The 22,521-nt window shown below is 33.3% G+C and carries 16 protein-coding genes; 8 read left to right on the top strand and 8 right to left on the bottom strand.

The window, feature by feature from the left end; genetic code table 11:
* Positions 1-4 precede the first annotated feature (4 nt).
* From E0F76_RS11755 to E0F76_RS11720, 8 genes are all read right to left on the bottom strand, one after another.
* The gene (locus E0F76_RS11755; RefSeq protein WP_246022049.1) at positions 5-2,422 is read right to left on the bottom strand and encodes a TonB-dependent receptor domain-containing protein; all 2,418 of its coding nucleotides are present in this window, start codon (positions 2,420-2,422) and stop codon (positions 5-7) included.
* Complete coding sequence (locus E0F76_RS11750; protein WP_132006035.1) at positions 2,412-3,779, bottom strand: HTTM domain-containing protein; 1,368 nt, start codon at positions 3,777-3,779, stop codon at positions 2,412-2,414. The genes E0F76_RS11755 and E0F76_RS11750 overlap by 11 nt, the downstream gene beginning before the upstream one ends.
* A 2-nt stretch (positions 3,780-3,781) precedes the next feature.
* A complete protein-coding gene (locus tag E0F76_RS11745) occupies positions 3,782-4,894 on the bottom strand; it encodes an imelysin family protein (protein ID WP_132006032.1) in 1,113 nt (370 codons plus the stop codon).
* 115 nt (positions 4,895-5,009) lie between these two features.
* Complete coding sequence (locus tag E0F76_RS11740; RefSeq protein ID WP_132006030.1) at positions 5,010-6,233, bottom strand: DUF4856 domain-containing protein; 1,224 nt, start codon at positions 6,231-6,233, stop codon at positions 5,010-5,012.
* A 181-nt stretch (positions 6,234-6,414) separates the two neighbouring features.
* The gene (locus E0F76_RS11735; RefSeq protein WP_132006027.1) at positions 6,415-7,548 is read right to left on the bottom strand and encodes a PepSY-associated TM helix domain-containing protein; all 1,134 of its coding nucleotides are present in this window, start codon (positions 7,546-7,548) and stop codon (positions 6,415-6,417) included.
* 61 nt (positions 7,549-7,609) lie between these two features.
* A complete protein-coding gene (locus E0F76_RS11730; RefSeq protein WP_132006024.1) occupies positions 7,610-9,958 on the bottom strand; it encodes a TonB-dependent receptor in 2,349 nt (782 codons plus the stop codon).
* A gap of 183 nt (positions 9,959-10,141) precedes the next feature.
* Positions 10,142-10,615 carry a DUF6265 family protein gene (locus tag E0F76_RS11725; RefSeq protein ID WP_132006021.1) on the bottom strand — a complete coding sequence of 158 codons (474 nt, stop codon included), beginning with the start codon at positions 10,613-10,615 and terminating at the stop codon, positions 10,142-10,144.
* 376 nt (positions 10,616-10,991) lie between these two features.
* A complete protein-coding gene (locus E0F76_RS11720) occupies positions 10,992-13,304 on the bottom strand; it encodes a type IA DNA topoisomerase (protein WP_132006018.1) in 2,313 nt (770 codons plus the stop codon).
* A gap of 266 nt (positions 13,305-13,570) precedes the next feature.
* On the opposite strand from E0F76_RS11720, the gene E0F76_RS20035 reads away from it, so the two are divergent.
* The 8 genes from E0F76_RS20035 to E0F76_RS20075 all read left to right on the top strand — a co-directional run bounded on the left by E0F76_RS20035 (position 13,571) and on the right by E0F76_RS20075 (position 22,016).
* Complete coding sequence (locus E0F76_RS20035; RefSeq protein WP_407920990.1) at positions 13,571-13,744, top strand: hypothetical protein; 174 nt, start codon at positions 13,571-13,573, stop codon at positions 13,742-13,744.
* A 360-nt stretch (positions 13,745-14,104) separates the two neighbouring features.
* Positions 14,105-14,230: a hypothetical protein gene (locus E0F76_RS19885; RefSeq protein WP_281275283.1), complete on the top strand. Its 126-nt coding sequence runs from the start codon at positions 14,105-14,107 to the stop codon at positions 14,228-14,230.
* A gap of 596 nt (positions 14,231-14,826) precedes the next feature.
* Positions 14,827-15,309 (top strand): hypothetical protein, encoded by a 483-nt coding sequence (locus tag E0F76_RS11715; RefSeq protein WP_132006015.1) that lies wholly within the window; start codon positions 14,827-14,829, stop codon positions 15,307-15,309.
* 111 nt (positions 15,310-15,420) lie between these two features.
* Entirely contained in the window at positions 15,421-16,176 is a 756-nt protein-coding gene (locus tag E0F76_RS11710; protein WP_132006012.1) for a LytR/AlgR family response regulator transcription factor, read from the top strand.
* A 54-nt stretch (positions 16,177-16,230) separates the two neighbouring features.
* Positions 16,231-16,641: a response regulator gene (locus tag E0F76_RS11705; protein ID WP_132006009.1), complete on the top strand. Its 411-nt coding sequence runs from the start codon at positions 16,231-16,233 to the stop codon at positions 16,639-16,641.
* 489 nt (positions 16,642-17,130) lie between these two features.
* Complete coding sequence (locus tag E0F76_RS11700) at positions 17,131-21,003, top strand: PAS domain S-box protein (RefSeq protein ID WP_165932691.1); 3,873 nt, start codon at positions 17,131-17,133, stop codon at positions 21,001-21,003.
* Entirely contained in the window at positions 21,000-21,434 is a 435-nt protein-coding gene (locus tag E0F76_RS11695; protein ID WP_132006003.1) for a response regulator, read from the top strand. The genes E0F76_RS11700 and E0F76_RS11695 overlap by 4 nt, the downstream gene beginning before the upstream one ends.
* Positions 21,435-21,878: 444 nt before the next feature.
* Positions 21,879-22,016: a hypothetical protein gene (locus E0F76_RS20075; RefSeq protein WP_456236439.1), complete on the top strand. Its 138-nt coding sequence runs from the start codon at positions 21,879-21,881 to the stop codon at positions 22,014-22,016.
* Positions 22,017-22,521 lie beyond the last annotated feature (505 nt).

The following is a 22,521-nucleotide window of genomic DNA, read 5'->3' as shown; positions in this document are numbered from 1 at the left end:
GAGTTTAAAATACAAATTCTAAAGTGGTATAAAAAGTTCGGTTATCTGATGGAATGATTCCAGGTCCTGGATATCCTGTAGCTCTTCGTGTAAAATAATTATTATTGGTAAAATTGGTAATTCCTGCTTCTAGTTTGAAGTTTTTCCATTTATAAGAAGTTGAAATATCGGCTACATAATAGGATGGGATTTGTCCAAAAATTCCATAAGTGTTGTCATTAGGGTCAGTCCTACTATTGGTGGCATCGGTATACTGAGAGGATACATACGTAAGCTGAATGCTAGACATAAAGTTTTTATAGCCAATTCCAGTTCCGGTTTTGAAATTGATAAAAGGAACAAATTCGACTTTATTTCCTTTTATATTTTGGGCATCAGATTTTAAATACTCCGAGTTGGTAAAAGCGGTATTTGTATACCAATTCCAAACAAAATTCTCTTTGTCCTGAAAGAATGTTTTATTGATACTCCAATCCAACATCAATTCGAAACCATAAGTTACTGCAGTTCCAATATTATCGCGGTAACGCGCATAGCTAGGAATCGCAACAGGGTATTCTCCAATTTTAGCGTCATAGTACAAGCCGTAAATACTAGCATCAAAGTTCACTTTGGAACCTATTTGTCCACGAATTCCAATGTCGGAAGTAAATCCTTTTTCGTCAGTAATGTCGTTTGCAATTACTTGTCCTGGAGTTGCGGCTCTAATGTCATTGAAGGTAACGGAACGATAATTTTGTGAAACGTTTCCGTAAAATTCCATCCCGTTTTGAGGTTTATAACTTAGGCCTATACCTAATAATACAAAATGACGGTCTTTGATTTCATTTTCATCTATGGTTTTATCAAAGATGGAATTGCCTGCCAAATCAAAAATAATTTCACGATACGAACCTATGGCTTGCGTTTTTATTTTTTCAAAACGAAACCCTGGAGTAATTGAAAATTTATTACTAATCTTAAATATATTTTCACCAAAAAAAGCAAAATTCAAATTAGGATAAGTATAATTGGATTGATTGGCATAGAGCGGAAACTCATCGTAGGCCATCGAGAAATTAGCATTGTCGGAAGAACTTCCTGGTCCTTGGGTTGCTTTGTTTTTAGATTGATAATACTTGGCGCCAATAAGAAAAGCACTGCTGTTGTCCATAAAAGAATAACGTTTTAAATAGCGAGTTTCGGCTCCCCAATTCACAAATTCCCCCACGATTAAATCCCTTTCTGTGCCTACCCCAGGATCTGGAATAGAGACTCTATTAGAACGAAATCCAACCGCTTTTCGGCTAGCATCCAGACCAAATAGCTGTAAAGAGAAATCGGCATTATTCTCAAATTTATGATTCAGTCTCAAGGCAAAGAGATTCCAATTTACGGCAAACCAATTTCGACTGCGATTGCTTTGTTGTGGATTTTGATTGAACATAACATCGGTTAACCCGCCGGCTTGATGCGCTAGATAATTGAAATAAGTATAATCAAAGTGCAAGGATGTTTTTTCTGTAAATTGATAATTCAAATTAGCAAAATAATTTTTGCTTTCGAACTCGGAATTGGGTCTAAAACCGTCTCCCTTTTTATAATTTACAAATGAATAATAACTGAATTTGCCATTGGTGCCTGATAATGATGTAAAATTGGTATACAAATTATAAGAACCAAGAGTGTTTCGTGTTGTTAATTCAAAAGGTTTAGTCGAAGGAGCTTTGGTTTTAAAATTGACCAATCCACCAAATTGGGTTCCGTATTGTAAAGAAGCAGCCCCTCGAATTAATTGAATTTCTCCTAAGGCTTCTGTAGGGGTTGCATAATAGCTTTCAGGATAACCCAAAACATCGGCGCTAATGTCATAATCGTTTTGTCTTGTGTTGAAATTAGAAGTTCGATTTGGGTCTAAGCCACGACCTCCAATACTTAATTGTAATCCACCATCAGTACTTTCGTTTATAGTTAAGCCTGGAACTTGAGCATATATTTGTCGGGCATTGTTTGTCGCTTTATTAGCAGTTAGTTTACTAATCGAAATCACCTCGGTTTTCTTCCCAGCATATATGGCGGTGCCTTCAATGTCGCTCATTTTTCTGAGTGCAAACAATTTGTCATTTTGGATGTTGATAACTACTTCTGAAAGTGAAGTAATTCTTTCTAACTCAATGTGTATGATTTTATCCGAAGCACTAATGGTTCTTTCTAAAAACATGTAGTTTTCTTTAAAGAAAGCCAATGCTATCGTAGCATTGTTTTCGGTATTAATTTGGAATTCGCCATTTGCATCGGTTGTGCTTTTTGTGCCCAAAGTTTTGTTGAATACTACTACAGCTGCTAGTTTATGCCCTTTACTGTTGGTTACAAAACCAGAGATTGTATTTTGGGCAAAGCAATTTAAGGAAAATAAGATAAAAAACAGTAGGCTATAAGCCATCAATGGTGTCATTGAAAGGCAATATCCAAGTTTTGTGTTGGAAAGAATCATGTATGTTGGCTAAATTTATTTCGGGATCTATGAATTTTTGACTTAATCTTCCGTTTAAAGCTACGTAGCTTTCTACGCGAACTTCGGGATTATTAATGCCTTGTTGTTGGTAATAATCGTGTAAATAATGGGCGTATTCTAATATAAAATCGGGCTGAAAAGACATTTGTTTTTCTTGAAAAGAAGTTAAGAACAGACTGTTGTTTATTTTTATTTCTTTTTTTGTTAAAGCGTCAGTAACCGTAAATTCAGCATAACCTGCTTTTTCCATAAGCATTACTCGCCATGAAAACCGGAAGCCTTCTTCTGTCCAAAAAAGCTCTTTTGGATATAATAAATAGCGGAAAGGAAATACTATTTGAAAGGCCAAAAAACAGGAGAGGAAAAGTATTTTGGATTTATATAGGAAGGAATACTCTGGTGTTTTCTCTTTATTGTTTTCAAAATAAACAGCCGTAAAATTCAGTTTATTAGAAATCCATTTTAATACTGTACTATGGAAATTCGATTCGAAAAAGACCAGTGTGCTGATAATCATAACAAATGGGAACACCCCGATTGGAAACAATATCCGAGTAAGTACGTGAAAAATGACTACTAAGGCAAATGCAAAATAGCGAGTTCTTTTATTTATCAATAAGAATACAATAGTTAAATCATAAATCATCCCTATCCAACTAAAAGCATATTGCAGCCAGTTTTGATTGAAAAATGAGCCAACGATAGGAAGATTAGAATTGGCAGGAAGCCATATTTTCAGCGGCATTGCTTCAAAAAGCCAATCCGAATTTATTTTTGCCAATCCAGCATAGATATACACTATAGCCAAAAGGACTTTAAGAATATCAATATTCCAACGCGGTATTTTTTCAAATGTTAATGAATGTTTTTGGTGCGCATCAACAGAAAAATAACAATTGGCGGGTAAAAACAGCAGAACAAAACTGACAAGAGTAATAAAGTAATAGTGATTGAGATAAGTCGTTTTTTCTATTAATTCGATATAGGTAAAACTTAAAAAAAAGGTGAGTATTGCCAATTTGTATTTGTAACCAATAGCTACAAAAATAGCCGCAAGCGCACAAATAATAAATAACAAATAAGTATAGTTCCCAATTGGTTTTACCCATCCGAAACCATAATAGGTAAAATGAAATTGGGGTGTGATATAAAATTTTTCAATCCAACCGTTTAAAGCAAAACGAATTAAACTAAAAAACATCATGATACCAAAGGCGAGCCTAAAAAAGGCTAAAGTAGCAGCGGAAGAATAAGTGTTTAAATATTTTGTGATGCTACTATTCATAACTAATCTCCATCGCTATCTACATAATCAAGCGTAATGTTTAATGCTTGCATCATGTCTAGTTTTATATAAACTACATTTTGTTGAATAGCATCATACGAAGAAATCATTTTAGAATTATCCGAACTGATTTGTGCTGATAGATTAGTGCTTAAATTAGTGTTAGCCGTAAAAATAGCCGTAAATTGATTGTTGATGATGGTGCTTAGATTTTGACCACTTCGAACTGCTTTGACATAATCTAAATACGATTGTAGGCTTGGTCCAGTTGCTGTACTGTTAAAGTGTTTTCCGTTAAAGAAATCTTGTTCTGCTTGCAATGCAACTGTTAATAATTCTTTGGAAATAGTTTTATGATACAATCCTTCTACTTTTTCTGGGAATAGGGCGCCACTGGAGAAAACACCAGCCGGAATTCCAATTTTCCCCGAACGAATGTATTTTTCTAAATTTTTCACAAAAAGATTGGTCGTGATGTTTACTGAACTACTTACCGAATTTCCGTTACTGGCAATATAACTTGTTCTATAACTTGTATTCCAATTGGTAACCACAAGATCAATATTCGATTTTAGTTGTGTCGTTAGCTCAGTCAAATACTTTTTATAATTGGCTGCATTTGTATTTGTTGTGTAGAAACTAACTATGTTGGCATCGGTAGCGCCTAAGCCATTTATTAGGTAATCAATGGCAGGAAAACCTTGTTTGGAATATTGAGATAATAGTTCTAAATCATAGCTTCCTGAGCTGATATTGCTGTTAATGCTGACGATATCAGTTGGGTATGTATTTGCTTTTTCATTATAATGGATTTCCATTGCTTTTCCAAAATAAAATTGGGAAGTCTTTTGATATGCTTTGTAAGCTTCTGTCCAGGAACTTCTAACCACTTGTAAGTTGGTTTCTGTAGGAGCGGTATTAAACGTAGCGACAGCCGTTAAAAGCACTTGTACTTTTGCTTGATAAGCAGTGTAACTTGGAATAATTATATTATCGGCCCAATTCGTTAACATTGCTGTTCTATCAAAATTATCTCCATTTCCGTTAGAAGTATCACCTGATGAACAAGCAATAAGTAAACAAATTGTTACTGTTAATAAAAGTATTTTTTTCATAAGTAGTTGTTTATATTGTAACGGTATTAATGAATTTGCATTTTAAAAATATTGTTTGTGAAAACAATTTTTTTGCAAAAGTACAAATGATTTTCTGCTTAAAATAGTTTATCCTTTAATTTACTGTTTCAGCTTGCGCAACAGTAAATCCAAATTTTGTTGCTATTTGTAATGCAATTGCATCTAGTTTAGGACTGAGACTGTCTATTGCCCATAAACCATTCGTGCCACTTGTTAAAGATGCTAGCATTGTATCTACTTCTGCTTTAGTGAAATAAGGGCTGTTAGTTCCCGGTTTATTAGTATATCTTAAAGCCATTATAAAACCATAAGCTTCGGAAAGTGCATGAAAAGCTTTAGCACCATTATCAGTAACTAATTTTGCTTTTCCTTCTTTTAAATAAAATACTGCTCTTACGGCTGGAACCAATGCAATTTTGGCCTTTATAATGTCAATTTGTTCATTGCGGGTATTGTAATCATTGGCAACAATTGCTGCTCTACCTTTACGGAAAGCCAAATTTATATCTTCGCTTATAGTATTAAAATCAGCATCTGCATTGACTTGACTAATGTAACTACTCCAATATTTCAATGCAATTGGAGTGGTAGTTAGATTGTCTCCTCCATAAATATAACCATAGGCTTCATCCCAGTTGTGTTCCATTGTAGTATAAGAAGTTCCAGTCTCTACTATTTTATTAGTGTTATTCTCCTTATTAGAACTTTCGTCTAATTTATTCACACTCAAATAATTGTTTACGATTTGATCTAACAAACAGGCTCCCATCATTCCTTTTAAGAGTACTTGTTGAGGTTCTAATCCATTTGCGGCAAATAATCGCTTGGTAGTTCCGTCTAAGTAAACACCTGCAACACCAGCTGCTGCTGCACTACCTTGACTGGCTACTTTTGCGTTAAGGAATTGTGTTTCAAAAAGTGCACGTACACTGATTTGTTCTGTAGTTGTACCACCTCCAAGGAATAAAGTAAAATAATCTTTGGAAGATGCCGTTTTGTCTTTTAATTGTTTTCCCGAAGTATTCAAATCAGAAGTCGAAAAAGGGTTGCTAGTATTGGAATACATATTTACTAATACAGTATTATCTGCAATAGTTCCATTGGTAGCTGTATTTTTGATGTAATTCCCCATTTCATCAAGCATTAATAAACGAGAAGTTTGTCCTGAATAGTTTACCGATGAACTACTGTTTCTTTCAAATGTATACGTTGATGGGCTTGTGTAATTGAACTTTCCTGCATCATCACTATCTGTACAAGAGGTTAATGATAAAATGGCAGTTACTGCTAATGTTGTAAAAAGTGTTTTGATTTTCATTCTTATTTAGATTAATTAAAAATAATAATGCAAATATAAAAAGCATTTTGAAATTCACAAAGTTTATTTAGATTAAATATAAATAAAATTTTAGGTTATTATTAACAATGCTTATATTCAGTGAATTACAAAAAAAAACATCCTGTTTTTTATTAAACAGGATGTTGATTTTTTAAAAGAATTATTCAATTATTTTCTTTTTACCTTTTTTATTTCTTCCCCACCAAATATAAAATCCAGATACAGGAAGGCTGGCAATGAGCAAACTAATAATGAAAGCAACTGTTTTACCGACGAGTCCAAGTACTGCTCCAGTGTGCATATCATAATTCATTCGCATTAATTTATCTGAAATAACTGCATTTTTATACTTTCCAAAAACATGATTCACTTCTTTTTCTTCCAAAGTATATTGGTCAAAATAATGGTAGTCCATTTTCCAAAAAGTTCCTTCCTCTGGATTTGCATTTGCTGCAATAGCGGTAAGGTCATTTTCAGGAGGATGCACTTCGATTGATTTTGCCTGAGGATATTTTTTTTGCATTAGATGCCAAACTTTGTCTAATGGCTTTTCTACAGTTAGTTTAGACTTGCTCGAAATAGGGTCTTGATATACCAACGATTTTTCACCACCAAGTACAGTATAATAAGAGGAAGCAAACCATTGAAAGCCAAAAACCAAACCTGTAATTGCAAAAATTAAGGCAATTAGTAACAGATAAAACCCAGTGATGTTATGCAAGTCATAATTTTTACGTTTCCATTTTGTTCCTTTTTTCCATTTAAATCTAAACCGTTGTTTACTGGCATTTTTATTTCTGGGATACCAAAGTATTAGGCCTGAAATCAAAAGAACAAGAAAAACTAAGGTGGCTGATGCAACTACTATTTGTCCAATTTCATGAGGCAACCAAAGGTAATAATGTCCATCCAAAATAAATCTAAAAAAACCTTCTTCCATATTTACTTTTTCAAGTATTTTTCCAGAATACGGATCTAAGTATATTGTATAATAGTAATATGGTTCGTAATGATAAAATATGGCTTCTGCCGATTTTTCAGGACTATTATATTTAATGGCGTGAAGCATTTTATCCGGTACTGCATTTCGGGCAATTAGTTCCAATTGGGAGGGCGGCAAATAGGGTTTGGCTTGTTTTTCTACAAAACGATATTCCTCTGTGTAATTTTGAATTTCTTCCTGAAAAGCATATAAACAACCTGTGATGGCAATTATAAAGACAATTATTCCAGATGATAATCCAAGCCACAAATGTAGTTGCCCTATCGCTTTTTTGAAACTAATTTTTTTCATTAAAAATGGATAAAACTCCTCGCCGAAAGGAGGAGTTTGGTTAAACAAAACAAAAACAATCTTAGAATTTATAACTTACAGTTACTCTTGCATTTGTACCTGCTTCCGCTTGCCAGTAATACATATCAGTGTAGCTGTAATATCCTCCAGAATACAAGTACTTGTTCAGTATATTATTTACAATAAGATTTATTGATACTTTTTTTATTTGATACGATAATCCACCATCCAGGCGGAAATAGTCGGGTAATGTACCAGTGTTGGCAGGTGAAATATACCAAGGTGCTCTTTTTATTTGATACTGATATCCTAATGAAACACCAAATCCGTTCAGTAATCCGTTGTCTACTTTATAATTTAACCAAGTATTTAAGATGTGTTTCGTACTTCCGGGAATTTGATTTCCAACCATTGCTGGATTGGTATCTTTTGTTGTTTTTCCTTCGGTAAACGCATAGTTTGCAACAACATCAAAGTTTCTGAAGATTTCCCCTTTAATGTCAATTTCAAGACCTTTCACTTTCTGTTGACCACTTTCTCTACTATATTGCATAACCCCCGAAGAATGTTCAGCATCAAATGTAAGGACATTGTTGGTTGTAATTTGATAGGCTGCAAATGTAGAATTCCATTTTCCGTTCAACCAGTCTCTTTTGAAACCTAATTCTAGGTTGGTTCCAGTTTGAGGATTGAAACTTTTTCCTTGCCAATCGCTTCCGTAATTTTCGGTAAAGGATTCGTCTCTTACAAAATAGGCCGATGTGTTTTTGTTCACAGAATAACTCAATCCAATGCGGGGAGTGAATTTCTCGTTTTTCGAACTTCCAGAATAAACATTGCCTGCTTTTAATAGGGTATATCTTCCTGCCAATGTTAATCGTAATGAATTGTCTAAGAATCCTAGTTCGTCCTGTGCGTAAAATCCTTTGTAATTATTTTGATATTTGACACCTCTGTCCTCCATGTCTTTACTTCTGTCAAAAGTTGGCGAAGCCGTTATACCATGTACAGGATTATAAATGTCTAGATCTGGCAATACAAAATAGTGTGACCAATCATGATAATAAGTTTTGTCACTCATATCTACTCCTGATAGTATTTTATGGGAAACGGATCCTGTTTGAATTTCCCCATTTAGATAAGCTTGTCCAACATATATTTTTCCTAAAATATCCCAATTTCCACCAGCTCTTTTCAGGATAGCGTCATTGTTTGGATCAAAACCAGCTGGCCATAACGACATTCCTTCCTGCTGGTAATTTAAGTAAGAACCTTGGGCAGTAATTTTCCATTTGTCATTTATTTTATGTTCTGCAATAGCCAATAAATTTCTTTCCAGCATTCGTGTAGGGTCTAATTCTTTTTCAGAAGTGGTAAAACTTCTAGGTAATTCTTCATACCCTTTTTTAGCATAAACATAATTACTACCAATGGCATTTACTTTAGAGAATTGTTGCGTATATTCAAGTGTTGCCGAAGTTTTGTCTGAAAATAAATATTTTAATACGGGTGCAAAAGTGTAGCGGTCATTAAAGTCAAAATCACGGTAGCTGTCTTTCTTTTCTCCCATGGCATTGAAACGATATAACAGTTTTCCGTCTTTGGTTAGTTTTCCATCCAAATCTACTGTAGCTCTATACATTCCATAACTGCCCAAAGATACACTGGCCTCTCCTTTGTTTCTGCCACTTGGTTTTTTGGTGACTACATTATAAAAACCACTGGGATTTCCATTAGCCAACATAAAACCTGCAGGACCTTTTACAAATTCGATACGTTCGACCATACTCATGTCTTCTGTCAACGGACCCCAAGTAGTGCTCACATTCATACCATTTCTAAAAGCGGCAACCTGACTGCCTCTCATGGTAATATTGGCATAATTATCCCAATGCTCTACACGTGTAGCTCCACTCACGTTGCGAGTTACACCTTCAAGCATATTGTTAATTTGTTGGTCTTGAATTAGCTTTCCTGTTACAACCTGAATATTTTGTGCAATTTGTATAATAGGGGATTGCAAACGTAGTGAGGAAGATATCCGATTGGTTTTAAAGGCACTTTTGTTACTTAAAATAACCACTTGATTCAGTTCGGTATTGGATAATCCAAGTTGATATTGAACTTGAGCTGTTTCTCCTGCTTTTACTTCCACTTTTTGCACTAAATCAGTGTACCCAACTAAAGTGATAATTAAAGTTTGTGTTCCTGAAAGAATATTTTTCAATTCAAATTCACCATTATTATTAGCAATAGTAGTGCGATTGCTCCCTTTTATGGAAACCGAAATGCCTTCGGCTGGCTTTGCGTCACTAGTTTCTACGCTTCCTTTTATATTTCCTGTATTAGATTGTTGCGCAAAACTAACAAAGGAAAATAGTAGAATTGTTTGAAGTAAAATGCTTTTCATTTATATTTATTTAGACTGATTAAAAATAATAATGCAAATATAAAAACCATTTTCGAATCGCCAAAGGTTATTTAGACTAATTATAAATAAAGTTATTATCTGATTGAATATCAAAAAAATAGGCAATAAAAAAACCTTGCTTTTTTAAGGCAAGGTTTCTAATTTTTAATAAATAGGAGTTTATTACTTCGCTTTTTTCAATGTATAAGTGTCAAAACTAGGTTTTCCTTCTTGAATTCCTGAAATTTCAATAATCAAACCATTTTTAGAAATCGGATTGTAACTTATTTTTTTGGGATAATCATTATTAAGATTTTCAAAAACCAATTGCTTTTCGATGGTAATGTTTTGAATAAACGTTACAGGTTTATCTTCATGTTGACCTCTAATGTTCGAAATATAGAGTAGGTTTTCTCCTTTTTGGACTAATTGGATGTGTTCAAAATGTAAGGTATCTTTTCCTTTGATAAAAAAACTTTGACCATCATATACGCTATCGTTTACTTTTGTCCATGTTTCTATAAGATCTCCATCTATTGATTTGTTTTCCCATTTTCCTGGTAACCAGTTTGCTGCTGTTATTTTAGATTTTTCTTTAGAAGTAAAGCAAGAAGTCAGTGATAAGGATAAAAGCAGAATTAGTGTTATTTTTTTCATTTTAGATGGACATTGATATTTTATATTAAGATTTGCGAATTTAAGAAAAAGATTGAATTTGACATAGCTAAAAGTGAAAGTCAAATCGATTTTTTTTCGGAATGATTCAATTTTAAATTTATACAGTGTGACTGTTTTGTTTAAGAGTACCAATCAATTTATTAGATGTTATGCCCTTGAAGCTTTGAATGTACCGTAGTAAATCAATTTAATTAGAAACGATTATTCGATTTTTTTATTTAATAAGCGGTCGATTTACTTTTCAAAATCACTTTAAGTGACAGGGTGTTTTTTTAACGTAAAATTAAAAGTTTGATGTTTTTACATTGAAAACGTTGCGATTCTGTCCTTAGTACTAAAATGAAGTTAAAGATCTCTAGCAACTTTCTTTCAAAATTATATGAACCAGTTCCTTAGTTGGTTTTTGATCTTTTAGTTTAGCACGAACTACATCAAAAGGCACTTTAAAATCACATCCCATTTTATGATCACTACAACCATAAGCTGCATTTCCTTTGATGACCGTTCCTTTTTGACATTTCGGACAAGATAATGCATCCGATGTTGCTTGCTCTCCTGTTGATGGAGTAGGAGCGCTCGTTTTCTTAGGTTCTAATTTAAGTTTGAAATTGTTATCAAAACGCAGCAAACCCTCTACGGTTCCAGCATCAGTTTTGAAGTCTTTTAAGTTTACCGTAGATCCTTTTTGAAGCAAACGCAAGTATTGGTTTTCGGATATTTTTTTATCCGCAAAAGTAAAAGGCACTTTAAAATCGCAGCCCATTTTATAATCGCCACAACCATAAGCCGATTTTCCTTTTATAAGCGTGGCTTTTTTACATTTTGGACACTTTTCTGCCATAATTCCTGCCGCTTTCTTTTTTTCAACGATGGCGACTTCCTTTTGTACACTTCCTGCATGCGAGATATTGGCACGCCTAGTTTCACTGCGTACTTCATATACCAAAGCATCAACCATCTGTTTCATGTTGTTGATAAACGCTCCGGCAGTATAGGTTCCTTTTTCGATATCCTTCAATTGTTTTTCCCAGCTTCCCGTAAGTTCAGCCGATTTGACCAAATCATTCTGAATAGTATCAATCAACTGAATTCCCGTTGGCGTTGGCAAAACCTGTTTTTTGTTTCGAATGATGTACTGGCGTTTGAATAAGGTTTCGATAATGTTGGCTCTCGTAGACGGTCGTCCGATACCGTTTTCTTTCATTAACTCCCGTAAATCTTCATCATCCACCTGTTTGCCCGCGGTTTCCATAGCCCGTAATAAGGTCGCTTCTGTAAACTGATTGGGCGGTTTGGTTTCTTTTTCCAAAAACGAAGGCTGGTGTGGCCCTTTTTCGCCAATGACAAAATTCGGTAATAAATCGGCTTCTTTCTCTTTGGCATTCGGATCTTCAAATACTACTCGAAATCCTTTTTTTAGGATAACTTTTCCGGTGGTTTTAAATACAACTTCGGCAGCTTTACCAAAAACTGTCGTATTGGCAACCAAACAATCGTCATAAAAAACCGCAATAAATCGGCGTGTAATAATATCATACACTTGCTGCTGATTGTATTGCAAATTGGATTGAATCCCTGTTGGAATTATCGCATGGTGATCCGTAACTTTTTTATCATTGAAAACCTTTGTCGATTTTTTAATCTTTTTTTCTAAAAGAGGTTGAGTTAAGGTTGCATAATTCGTTAATTTTTGCAGAATCCCCGCAACTTTTGGATAGACATCATTGGGTAAAAATGTAGTGTCGACCCTAGGGTAGGTTACAACTTTTTGTTCGTACAAAGTTTGTACAATTTTGAGTGTTTCATCAGCTGTAAACCCAAACTTGGTATTGCAATATACTTGCAATCCTGTTAAGTCAAACAGTTTTGGTGCAAATTCATTTCCGTTTTTTTTATCTACTGAAACAATTTCGAAATCACTTTCTTTAACTTTATTGGCCAAAAGTTCTCCATCTTCTTTTTTCAAAAAACGGCCTTCCTCATAGCTAAAAAGCGTGTCTCTGTATAAAGTTTGCAACTCCCAATAGGGTTGTGGTTTGAAGTTTTCAATTTCCTTAAAGCGATCCACTACCATGGCCAAGGTTGGCGTTTGCACCCGACCAATAGACAAGACTTGTTTGTATCCGCCATGTTTTACGGTGTACAAGCGGGTCGCATTCATACCGAGTAACCAGTCGCCAATGGCTCTAGAAAATCCAGCATAATACAAGTTATCGTAGTTGGAAGACGGTTTTAAATTCTCAAAACCCTCTTTGATGGCTTCGGTGGTTAATGACGAAATCCACAAACGTTGCACTTCGCCATGGTATTTAGCTTCGTTCATCACCCAGCGCTGGATAAGTTCTCCTTCTTGTCCCGCATCCCCACAATTGATGACCAAATCGGCCTTGTCAAACAAACTTTTTATAATCCTAAATTGCTTCTGAATCCCTTGATTATCGACTACTTTGGTCTCAAATTTTTCAGGAAGCATGGGTAAATTATTCAAATCCCAACTTTTCCAATGTGGTTTGTAATCGTTGGGTTCTTTTAGGGTGCATAAATGCCCAAAGGTGTAAGTAACATAATATCCGTTACCTTCAAAATACCCATCGTGCTTGGTATTGGCACCCAAAACGGATGCGATTTCACGGGCGACACTTGGTTTTTCGGCGATACAGACCTTCATTTTTACTATTAATTTTGAAGGCGCAAATTAGGAATTTAGATTTTGGTATAGAGAAGAAATCTTCAGTAGTTATGAACGAATGCGTTGCAATTTGTTTTTATGAGCACAACATTAGATGCTTTAATCAAAAGTCGTCTTGCTGGCTGCTGTATCTCTTCGTCCTTATGCATCGGGACAAAGAGGATGCCGTTTCCATCAGGATTCATACGATCCTGCAAATTGGAGTGCTATTTTTTGATGATCAATCACTACATTAGTCTTTTACTATTCAATACAATGGGAGGGGTAACAAAGACGAATATCTCAAACCATTTAAAAGGTTGCACCCTCAAAAGAATTTTGTTGGAAGTGGTCTTGGGTCTGCATCTTGCAGAAAGATTGTCGAAAAACACCTGGGTGAATTTTGGGTTAATATCGTTAAACTTCCAAATAAAGCTTAAAAGATGAAACAAGATGTATTAGTGTCACATATTTTATTGATCGAAGATAACCTAGTATATTTTCTCTTGATCAAAGAGTACCTTTCCTCCTCTTATGGCGAAAGCAAAATCACATCTTATTGCATATAAGTATTTTATATAAAATAGCAAGTAAAAAAAAAGAGCATTGAATTAGAAGAGTCAAAGAATCGATATAAGGACTTATTTCATTTGTGTCCAATACCTTTTTGGGTTTTTGATATGGAAACCCTTTATTTTTTAGATCTCAATCAAGCGGCAATATAACATTGCGGATACACTTTGAATGAGTTTCTGTCCTTGACAATTAAGGAGATTAGAACTCTGGATGAGATCGCAAAAATGCAACTGTCCTTTGGGACTTGGCAAGGAAAAGGGGGAACAATCTATAAAGGAAAGTTTAATAATATGAAGCAAGACAAAACGCCAATCGAATTGGAAATTCAGAGCACTTTTATTGACCAGTAACACTTTCTTTTTCAATAATGGCTTATTAGCCTTGTTAACGCACAGATCATTCATTGGTATAGCTCTTATATAATAATTGCTTCCTTCCCTGTTTTAATAAACGCAACCCTTATAAAGCTATTGGTAACTCTTTAAGCGAGCTGTTTTTTTTTCTACTTCGTACTTCACAATTTCTATAAAATGGCTCCCATAAACTTAATTTATTTACACTTATTATTATTAAGACTACACTTATTTTCCTATGCTGTCATTTAATAACTACATCGATTAAAGATCTATAGAGTGACTTTATAACAATAGATTTGTTACTGCAAAATATGTTGTTTAATGCGTTCTCAAAACACGTCTTTATTGTAAAATACAAATTCCACCAAATTTTTCATCTACAATTCTCGCTCATGTAAAGACGAGCTGAATTAAGGAATATAAATACTGTAACTATTCGATTCTTTTTAAATATAACCAAAATAAGCATTGTTAAGGAACGGACCCATGATTAATACGAACATGTAATACCAAGGGAAAAGCATAAAAAAATACACAATATCAATTTAATTCAATGTTCTATAAAACAACTTTACCTATCCTCATAAAAAATGCGATTTAACACTCATAACAGACACTTAGGTCTGAAAGAAAATGGAATTTTTTTAAACCTTAATTTGGCCAACAGCAAAGAAATTTTGTTCTCCGACATGAAGAAAGTTCATATAGTAGTAAAAAAGTTGGCGCCCTTATATAAAACCTTATCAATCATAGCAATATCGTGTATTGCAATTTCCTTCGTAGTATTGCAACATGTAGAGCTAGTGTTAATGTTTATAGTACTACTACCAACATTAATCGGTATTATATCTATGGAATATAAATCCTACGTACTCGAAATTCACCTTAAAAACGGAGAAATAGTAGAAAATGAATATCCCCGAAAATTAAGAAGAAAAGTTATTAATTCAATGTATGAAATTAGAAAAGGTATTTTTTATGATCAAATCGGAAACGATTTTAGTTTTATTTCAAACAAAGAAATAATATCGAATTGCAGTGAATTTGCGAACCTAAAAATGATGAATAATTGAATGAAAATACATTTGATTATATTCTTAATCTTTTTTTTTTTTAACAATTGCTTCGTATAAAGTATATTTCAATTTTGTTAAATTTACTCCTCATTTTTATTTTTTGAATTAATGAAACAAATTACCGCTGTTTTAATTGACGATCAGGAAGAGACCGCGCGAATACTACATTCGTTTGCAGCTGATAACCCGCTGATAATAAATATTGTCGGGAATGAGTCTTCTGTTGAAAAAAGTTTAGATTTAATTAAATTACATAAACCAGATGTAGTATTCATCGGTATTTCAAAAAAGAATGAAAGTCTATTTGAATATATAAACGAATTGGATTTTAATCCTCCGAAATTTATTTTTATTTCTTCTGACGATTCCTACGCACTAAAAGCACTCAAATTAAACGCAATTGATTTTTTAGTTAAGCCTTTAAATTACAATGATTTAATCCTCTCGGTTTATAAAGCTATTAAAAGAATTGAAATGGAATTATGTTTTCAGAATAAAAAGGTAGATGATATTAATGTTTTGAATACTATGTATCAAAACAATGAGTACGTTGCCGTTTCTTCAATAGATAAAATTGAACTTATTAAAATGGATGATATTATTTTTTGTAAAGCGGAAGGAAAGTACACTAATTTCTTTTTGATTAATGATAAAAATATATTATCCAGTAGAAATCTTGGAGAATATGTAGCGATTCTAAATCCGAACTATTTTTTTAGAATTCATCATTCCTATGTCATCAATATCAAACACATCACCAAAATTTCAAAAAAGGATGGATATAGCTGTGAATTTACTAATGGATCTTCACTTCCAGTAGCCAAACGAAGACAAGAAGAATTTACCAAATTCATCAAATTATAACCTATATAAAAATCTTAAAAAAAAACGATTCCCTCACCAACTTAATTTTTTTTCATGAAAAATGTAACACAACCGAAGTTTGACAGAGTGATGTTAATTGACGACAATTCTTTAGATCTCTATATTACATCTAAGGTGATTACGAATTGTAATTTTGCTTCTACCATTATGGAGTATGATAATGCCACAACCGCCCTCGAATATCTCATTGAAAATCAAAACCTAACAGCAGTTTTGCCTCAAATTATATTTGTAGATATTTACATGCCTCTAATGGGAGGATTTGAATTCTTAGAAAAATTTAAGAACCTTTCCCAAACCGCTATTGACCATTGTAAAATTATTATGGTTTCATCCACCATTGACGATCGTGACATCTCTAAAGCTAAACAGGATAAAACAGTTTCTCTATTTGTAGTAAAACCAATTACTAATGACTTTTTTAATGGTTTGATGTTTCACTAAAATTATTTCTCCTCTTTTTGGTCCTAGAATTCAGACCTAAATATTTTTATTCCATCTGGTGTTCTCTGGTATGGAGGAATATACTCTTTTGCCTTAATTAAATGTTTTGATTTTATACGATTTACATCCTACAGATTGAAAATCCTAACAATTCCCATTAAGCCTAATCGGTAGCATTCTCTATTTTTTCTATTAAAATCAACCATAATGCTAAAGTGTAAATTAACTTCAAAATAACACTACATAATTTTTTGTTTTAAAAATTGAAACAAGAATTACGTCCCCGTTTGTTTTTGATCTACTATTTTTATAATAAACACTTATCGCCGTAAGACCGCATTTATTAAAACATAATTACACTTATTAAAAGCATCTTTTTATGTGTTAATTATTGTATATTTTTATAAATAAATAGTTTATTAAAAGAAGAATTATCATATTTTTTTTTAAAACTTCCCCAAATGCATCCCCATATCCATGAATTTTAAATTGACTAAAATACTGTTGGTAGAGTCATTTCTTGATAATATAGAACTGGTTAATCAGATTTTGGATAAAGAATACACTAATTATATTATTGAGATAACCAATACAAAAAAAGGTTTTAAAAAGGCAATAAAAAGTTACAAACCTGATATTATTTTGTCCAATAATATATTTCCTGATTTTGAGGGAACAACAATCTTTAAAACAGCAAAAAAACATATACCTACAACACCTTTTATATTTGTTTCCTATCCCGCAACAGAACAAAAGATGAACTTTTTTTTTAATTATGGTCTTACTGACTTTGTATTCAAGGATAATCTCTGCAGTCTGGCAACCAAAATGAAATCAGCCTTAAATAAAATGGAAAAGAATAATGCAAATACTGATATCAGTGGTAAAGCACAATCCCGTCTGGAAGAATTAGAAAAAAAAGAATATTTATATCGAACATTGGTAGAAAATACCGAAATAATTTACGCTGTTGTTGATGAAAATTTAAATCCCATTTATAGAAGTCCATTAGTAGAAAAGATTACAGGATGGACCCCTGATGAAGTGCATGGTTACGACATTTTTGAAATAATTCATCCTCAAGACAGGGACTTGGTGTATGACTTTTTAAAGGAACTAAAAAACAATCCCGGACAAGTTATTCCGACTTCCTTTAGATTGAAACTTAAAAATGGAAATTATTGCTGGTTTGAAGGAACTGGCAATAACCAGTTGAGCGATCCCCAGTTGAACGGTATTATATTTAAATTTAGTGAAGTCAGCAGCCGCAAACAAATGGAAGCGGAGTTGGCAGAAAAAGAAGCCAAATATCGTGCTGTTTTCGAAAACAGTCTCGACGGAATAATACTCTCTCAGACGGATGGCCTGATAATCAGAGCTAATCCTGCTGCCTGTGAGATGTTTAAAATGACCGAAGAAGAAATTATTAGTAAAGGCAGCGACGGAATTATCGATAAAACCGACCGCCGCATTAAGTCTTTAATGAAGGAACGCCTTACTAACGGCAGCAGTAAAGGAGAGGCTACTTTAATTCGCAAATGCGGAAGTAAATTTTTGGCTTCTGTTTCTGCTTCTAAATTCTTCGATTCTTTTGCTAGAGAAAAAGTTTCTGTGTCAATTCATGACATCTCTGATCACTTAAAATCTAAAGAGAAATTAGATAATACAACTCATTTGTTAAAAGAAACCGTCAATCGGCTTAACAAAACTTTAGATGCTTCAATGGATGTTATTTGTACCATTGATTCCGACGGGAGATTTGTTGATGTCAATGCCGCTTCGCTGGAAATTTGGGGATATACCCCACAGGAACTAAAGGGCACTAAATTCTTAGATTTAGTTTTTAAAGAAGATCTAGAAAAATCCGTGAAGGAGGATGTAAGTTTAAGAGATGGTGTGGAAACAGAATTTTTTGAAAATCGTTATTTACATAAAAATGGTTCTATTGTTTCAAATCTGTGGTCAGCAAAATGGGATGAAAAAGATCAATTAGTTTTTAGCATAGCGAAAGATATAACCGATAAAAAAAAATTAGAGAAAACCATTCAACTGGAAAAAAAACGTTTTGAGGATCTCTACGAGCAAGCTCCTTCTGCAATGGGCATTTTAAAAGGTCCAAATCATATCTATGAATTGGCCAACCCACCCTATTTACAATTAATATCAAAAAATGATAAAAGCAACATTATTGGAAAATCAGTCAAGGAGGTATTACCAGAATTAGAAGGTCAGGGAATATTTGAACTTTTAGACGATGTTTACCAAACTGGCGAAACCTTTTCAGCAAGTGAAATGCTGTTCCAGTTCGATTTTAATGGGAATGGAATATTAGAGGATACTTACATTGATGTCACGTATCAGCCACATCGGGACCTCGAAGGCAATATTGATGGTGTCTTTTTCTTTGCAAATGATGTGACGGAGCAAGTCGAGTCCCGCAAAAAGGTAGAAGAAAGTGAGAAGAGATATAGGGAATTGATTCATAATCTTCCTATTGCGATTTATGCCTGTGATGCAGATGGGCGCATTCTACTATACAATAAAGCAGCTGTAGACATATGGGGCCGTGAACCAAAAATAGGTGTTGATTTATGGTGTGGTTCAAGCAAGATCTTTACATTAGAAAACGACTTAATACCTTTAGATTCTTGTCCGATGGCCCTATTATTAAAAACGGGAATGGTGCAGAAAGGTGAGGGAATTATTGAAAAAATTAGCGGTGATCGACGAGTTGTTACTATTCATCCAGTCCCTTTTTACGATCTTAAAGGTAAAATTACGGGAGCTGTAAATCTGATGACTGATATTACAGATAGAATTGCTATAGAAAAAGCCCTACAAGAAAGTGAAAAGAAATACAGACAGATTGTTGAAACTGCTCAGGAAGGTATTTGGTTATTGGACAAAGACCACAATACCTCCTTTATAAACAATAGAATGTTCGATTTACTTGAATTTAAACAGGAGGAGATGTTGAATAAAAAAATCTGTCATTTCTTGGCTGAAGATAACAAGGAAAATACGCTAAATGAATTATATCGTATAAATGAAGGACATACTGTTCATTTAGAAGCTAAATTTATATCTAAATCAGGACGTGAAATTTGGACCCATATTTCGGCTAATCCCTTATTCGATGATGGCAATGTATTCAATGGTGCATTAGCAATGTTTACCGATATCTCTGAAAGCAAACGAGTAGCTTTAGAATTAGAAAGATATAATAAGGATCTAAATATTCAAATTGATTTAACTAAGAAAAGACAAGAGGAATTACTCAATGTAAACAAAGAATTATCAGATTTTAAATTCGCTATCGATGAATCCTGCATTGTAGCAATTACGGATCAAAAAGGAATTATCACCCATGCCAATGATAACTTTTGCGCCATTTCAAAATATACAAAAGAAGAATTGATAGGACAGGACCATCGAATCATAAGCTCCGGTTATCATTCTAAAGAATATATCAAGGGAATTTGGCAGACAATTGCCAAAGGTAAAACCTGGAAAGGAGAACTTAAAAATAAGGCTAAAGATGGCACTGTATATTGGGTAAACACAACTATTATTCCATTTTTAGATATAAAAGGAAAGCCCTATCAATATGTCGCCACTCGATTCGACATTACCGAACGAAAAAAAGCAGAAATTGATCTCGATTTACAGAACAAGAAACTAATAAAAACCAATACCGAATTAGACCGATTTGTTTATAGTGTATCGCATGATCTTAGATCTCCACTGACCTCTATACTTGGTTTAATCAATTTTGTAGAAGCGGAAACTTGCGAACCTGATACTTTGAAACATGTTTTAATGATTCGCGACAGCGTTAATCGGTTGGATAATTTTATAAAAAACATACTAAACTATTCCAGAAACAATCGGGTATCATTGAAAGTGCAGAAAATAGCTTTGCATAAAAACATTAATGAAATTGTAAATTCCTGTATGGGAAATCCAGATACTAAGAATATAGATTTCATAATTGATATAAACGAGCAACAACCATTTTATACGGATCAAATACGATTAAATACAATTATTGAAAATTTATTATCTAATGCCATAAAATACCACAAAGAAGAAGGGGCTAACAATTTTATTAAAATCAATTGCTTTTCAGATGCCAATACGCTCAAACTGACTATAACTGACAACGGTATTGGAATAGATCCTAAACATCATACTAAAATCTTCGACATGTTTTATCGCCTTGCCAGCAAAAAGGTAGGCTCTGGTATTGGTTTATACATTGTCAAGGATACTGTAGAAATGCTAAACGGTACTATTACAATTGATTCTGAATTGAATAAGGGGACATCTTTCATTATCACATTAAAAAATTTAAAGTCATGACAAATATTTTAAATCCGAAATTCAAAAATGTAATGATTATCGATGATAGTGAAATCGATATTTTCATTACTTCCCGCTTAATAGTGAAAAATTCATTCGCTGAAAACATCCTTAAATACAACGATGCAAATGAAGCACTACTATTTTTAATCAAAAATCAAAACGATACAACTGCGCTACCAGAAATTATACTATTAGATATAATGATGCCTTTAATGACAGGTTTTGAATTTATGGAAATCTATGACCAATTGTATTACAAAATTAAAAACCATTGCAAAGTTTACATTGTTTCATCATCCCAAAATTATAAAGATATAAACGCGGCCAGTGATAATCCTAATTTAGCCGGTTTTCAAATGAAACCAATTAATAAAAATTTTCTAGATTCAATTCCAGCTAGGGCAAGCCTTTCAAAAGATCAATTTTGATATCAGTATCTATGTTTTTTAAATAGCTGGTTGTTATAGTTTTTAAAGATAAATTGCTTTTCTATTTTCTGCATTGAACGCATTGTTAAGATGTTTTGAAATTGGTAAATAACCACGATAATAAAACTAAACATAGTAGCGGTAATTACAACTCAAAAAAAAATTGTAATAAATTAAAATGTACCAACAAAAAGAGCAATTGCCTTTAAAAAAAGACAAATAATGAAATGGATTTAGGGCAGCAAATCGCAGCATTTTTTAATAAGTTGTTAAGGTACTGAATTTCATATATGGTTTTACATTCTTTCAGATCTTGCCATTTGAGCCGTCTAAAAGGTCATTCCATATTTTCTGATGCATTTCCTGATAAAAAAACGAGGCATTTCGATGCCAAATAGTTTATGGTATTTTTCCAGTTTTATTCTACTTTTTGGATAGACACATATTATATATGCTGCCATTTTTTGGTTACCCATCTATAGATTACATGGCTTGGTTAAGTTTTTTACAGCCGTATTTTCTTGGGCAACTAGCATCGCTTTATTTAGATATTTCCCGTTGCTGATGAAGCTAAAATCCTGAAAACAATTTTAAAGCTGAATTGCAGCAAAAAATATAGATCCAAGAAGAGCTCCAGAAATCTAATGAGAACTTAGCTCAGGAAATTGAGGTAGGTAAAAAATAGAAATCGAGTTTATTAAGGAGCGTAAAATTGCCGAAGAACCCCCATGGAGTTGTTTTAGTTTTAAGTCCCAGCGGGACATTTTGTTTGTCGCAATAAAAAGCTTATGAAATTTAAGTTACATGATAGCGGACGGCTACAGACTTCTGGTGTAAATTAATTGTATTGAGTGTTTTTTTTATTATCTCCGCTGTAGCGCTCCGCTTTGACAAGGCCGATTACATCAGGGTTGTATGTTTTATTTTCATAATGATATATGAAAAACTAAGGTAGCTATTTTTGTCTTTTTGCTTTGATTATTTGCAATTCCGTTTCTTCTGGAATCTTTAGAGTTTAAGATGATGGAATATTAGTTTTTTTTAAAAGAAGAAGCAATAAAGCATTGAATCAAAAAAATGTGCAGTT

Source organism: Flavobacterium cellulosilyticum, assembly GCF_004349355.1.
Classification (GTDB): Bacteria; Bacteroidota; Bacteroidia; order Flavobacteriales; family Flavobacteriaceae; genus Flavobacterium; species Flavobacterium cellulosilyticum.
This window is presented reverse-complemented; position numbering and strand designations above follow the sequence as displayed.

What these genes read in the sequence shown, in the direction of transcription:
- E0F76_RS11730 (WP_132006024.1), bottom strand. Translation starts at nt 9,958, where the DNA reads ATGAAAAGCATTTTACTTCAAACAATTCTACTATTTTCCTTTGTTAGT.
- E0F76_RS11725 (WP_132006021.1), bottom strand. Translation starts at nt 10,615, where the DNA reads ATGAAAAAAATAACACTAATTCTGCTTTTATCCTTATCACTGACTTCT.
- E0F76_RS11740 (WP_132006030.1), bottom strand. Translation starts at nt 6,233, where the DNA reads ATGAAAATCAAAACACTTTTTACAACATTAGCAGTAACTGCCATTTTA.
- E0F76_RS11720 (WP_132006018.1), bottom strand. Translation starts at nt 13,304, where the DNA reads ATGAAGGTCTGTATCGCCGAAAAACCAAGTGTCGCCCGTGAAATCGCA.
- E0F76_RS19885 (WP_281275283.1), top strand. Translation starts at nt 14,105, where the DNA reads ATGCAACTGTCCTTTGGGACTTGGCAAGGAAAAGGGGGAACAATCTAT.
- E0F76_RS11705 (WP_132006009.1), top strand. Translation starts at nt 16,231, where the DNA reads ATGAAAAATGTAACACAACCGAAGTTTGACAGAGTGATGTTAATTGAC.
- E0F76_RS11745 (WP_132006032.1), bottom strand. Translation starts at nt 4,894, where the DNA reads ATGAAAAAAATACTTTTATTAACAGTAACAATTTGTTTACTTATTGCT.
- E0F76_RS11695 (WP_132006003.1), top strand. Translation starts at nt 21,000, where the DNA reads ATGACAAATATTTTAAATCCGAAATTCAAAAATGTAATGATTATCGAT.
- E0F76_RS11755 (WP_246022049.1), bottom strand. Translation starts at nt 2,422, where the DNA reads ATGGCTTATAGCCTACTGTTTTTTATCTTATTTTCCTTAAATTGCTTT.
- E0F76_RS11715 (WP_132006015.1), top strand. Translation starts at nt 14,827, where the DNA reads ATGCGATTTAACACTCATAACAGACACTTAGGTCTGAAAGAAAATGGA.
- E0F76_RS11735 (WP_132006027.1), bottom strand. Translation starts at nt 7,548, where the DNA reads ATGAAAAAAATTAGTTTCAAAAAAGCGATAGGGCAACTACATTTGTGG.
- E0F76_RS11710 (WP_132006012.1), top strand. Translation starts at nt 15,421, where the DNA reads ATGAAACAAATTACCGCTGTTTTAATTGACGATCAGGAAGAGACCGCG.
- E0F76_RS11750 (WP_132006035.1), bottom strand. Translation starts at nt 3,779, where the DNA reads ATGAATAGTAGCATCACAAAATATTTAAACACTTATTCTTCCGCTGCT.